2 protein-coding genes are annotated in these 2,828 nt (G+C 54.0%); both read left to right on the top strand.

What is annotated here, in order from left to right; genetic code table 11:
• Positions 1-315 precede the first annotated feature (315 nt).
• Positions 316-879 (top strand): alkyl hydroperoxide reductase subunit C, encoded by a 564-nt coding sequence (gene ahpC, locus QZQ29_RS09200; protein ID WP_296962601.1) that lies wholly within the window; start codon positions 316-318, stop codon positions 877-879.
• Positions 880-893: 14 nt separating this feature from the next.
• Positions 894-2,510 (top strand): FAD-dependent oxidoreductase, encoded by a 1,617-nt coding sequence (locus tag QZQ29_RS09205; protein WP_296962603.1) that lies wholly within the window; start codon positions 894-896, stop codon positions 2,508-2,510.
• The last annotated feature ends 318 nt before the right edge of the window (positions 2,511-2,828 follow it).

Below are 2,828 nucleotides of genomic sequence, written 5' to 3' on the forward strand. Positions count from 1 at the left end.
CCCCCTGAGCGTCAGCGAACACAACCCTTCTACACAACCCGCCGCCGTCAGGCGGCCCCAACCTGCGCCGTCAGGCGCGCCCCCCTTTTTTAATTTGCCGCGAAGCGGCCACCTTCCCCTCTGAACCCTCTGAACCTTTTGAACCTTCTGAACCCTCACGCCGCAGGCGTAAAAAAATTCTTTTTCTTACCAAAACCATATTGAAATTTACAGATATGCATGATATAATACTTTCAGAAAGTTAAATATGCTTCGCCAAACATAAATACAGCGGCGGGCAATTCAGTAGTATATATTTCCAAGGAGGAAACAATTATGTCTTTAAACGGTAAGAAAATCAGCGAATTCCAGGTCAAAGCGTATCAGAACGGTGATTTCATCGATGTAAGCGATAAGGACCTCATTGGCAAGTGGAGCGTTCTCTTCTTCTATCCCGCAGATTTCACCTTTGTATGCCCCACAGAACTGGAAGATCTGCAGAACAAATATGATGAATTCAAGAAAATCGGATGCGAAATCTATTCCGTATCCTGCGATACCCATTTCGTTCACAAAGCTTGGCATGAATCTTCCGAACGCATCGGCAAGGTAGAGTTCCCCATGATCGGCGATCCCACCGCTAAGCTGTCCAAGGATCTGGACATTTACATCGAATCCGACGGCGTCACTGAAAGAGGCACCTTTGTTATCAACCCGAAGGGCGAAGTGGTGCTCTATGAAGTATCCGCAGGCAACATCGGCCGCAATGCCGACGAACTTCTCCGCAAGGTGGAAGCTGCCCAGTTCGTTTATGAACATGGCGATGAAGTATGCCCGGCTAAATGGCATCCGGGTGAAAAGACCCTGAAACCTTCCTTCGATCTGGTTGGCAAGCTTTAATTTCAGGAGGCATCATGGATACAGTATATGATGCCATAATAGTAGGCGGAGGACCAGCAGGGCTCTCCGCCGCTATTTATATGGCAAGGGCGCGGTTTCATGTGCTGGTCATCGAAAAGGAAAAGATGGGCGGCCAGATTACGATTACCGCAGAAGTGGTGAACTATCCCGGCATTTTCAAAACTGACGGCGAAAAGCTCACTTCCGAAATGATCCGCCAGGCCAAGGCCTTCGGCGCCGAATTTCTTTCCGCCGAAGTGACGGGCCTTGAGCTGGAAGGGGACTATAAGACAGTCCACACCAGCCGCGGCGATTTCAAGGCTCTGGGCATCGTCTACGCCGGCGGCGCTCATCCAAGGCTGGCGGGCTTTGCGGGGGAAACGGAATTCCGCGGCCACGGCGTGGCTTACTGCGCCACCTGCGACGGTGAATTCTTCACCGGCCGCACCATCTTCGTCATCGGCGGCGGCTACGCAGCGGTGGAAGAGGGCCTTTTCCTCACCCGGTACGGAAAGGAAGTCATCATGGTCATCCGCGGCGACGATTTCTCCATCGACTCCGCCGCTGTGGAAGAGCTGAAGGAAAATCCAAAGGTCACCATCCTTTACCACACCCAGGTGGAAAAGGTAGAAGGGGACAGCGCCGTCCGCAGGGTGGTGCTGAAGGACAGGAAAACCGGAAAGGAAACGGTGCATACAGCGGAGGACGGCGATTTCTACGGCGTCTTCGTCTTCGTAGGCTACGCGCCGGAAAACAGTCTTCTCAAAGGCAGGGTGGACCTTAACCCCCAGGGCTATGTCATCACCGACAGGGACCAGAAAACAAACATTGACGGCGTCTACGCCGCCGGTGACATCTGCGTCAAAAACCTGCGCCAGGTAGTCACCGCCGTATCTGACGGCGCCGTGGCTGCGACTTCCCTGGAGAAATATCTGGGCAGTCAGTACAGGAAACTCCACATGAAGCGGACCTACGTGAAAAAGGTGGAGCCCAAGGAAGAACCAAAGGCAGCGGCAGCCAAAGCAGAGGAAGGCGCCTTCCTGGACGACGACACCCGGCATGCCTTAAAGCCGGTGCTTGACCGCTTTACACAGCCCATCACCCTTCGCCTCTACAAAGACGACACCGAACTTTCCTACGAAAACGAAAAACTCCTGAAAGAACTCTCTTCCCTGTCTGATAAGGTTTCCTATGAAATCAAGGACTCGGAGAAGGGACTGGAACACACCATTTCCATCGTCAGAAACGACGGCGCCGAAGCGGGCCTCTACTTCCACGGCGTCCCCGGCGGCCACGAATTCAACTCCTTCATCCTGGCCATGTACAACACCGCCGGCCCCGGACAGGACGTGGGGGAAGAGAGTGAAAAGCGCATCCGCGCCATCAGCGAAAAGAAAGACATCACCATCGCCGTCTCCCTCTCCTGCACCATGTGCCCGGACCTGGTGGCAGCGGCGGAACGCATCGCCGCGGACAACGACAACATCAAAGTCCACGTCTACGACCTCTCCCACTATCCGGACCTCCAGAAGAAATACAACATCATGAGCGTCCCCTGCCTCATAGTCAACGAAAACGACGTCCATTTCGGCAAAAAAGGTGTAGCCGAACTGCTGGATATTCTGGGATAAGATGAAACTTAGATAAAAAACCTGCTCTCTTGGGCAGGTTTTTTTATTGGTGATATGGACACGCCCTTTGGGCGTGAGGGTTGACGGCCCTTCGGGCCGAGGGTTCTTAAGGGGCTTAAGTTTGACACGGCCTTCGGCCGTGAGGGTTGTGGTAGGCGCCCTTCAAAAAGAAGGGGCGCCAGTTTGTATAAAACCTTTACAACCGGGCTTCGCCCGATGGAAAACAGGCCAACCGCCCTTGCGGGCGATGGAAATGCACCCCTTCTGCCGCCTTCGGCGGCGTCTCCCCCGGCGGGGGAGATTCTAGCGGCGCTATGA

Origin of the sequence: uncultured Dialister sp., from assembly GCF_900538805.1 — a bacterium.
GTDB lineage: Bacteria > Bacillota > Negativicutes > Veillonellales > Dialisteraceae > Dialister.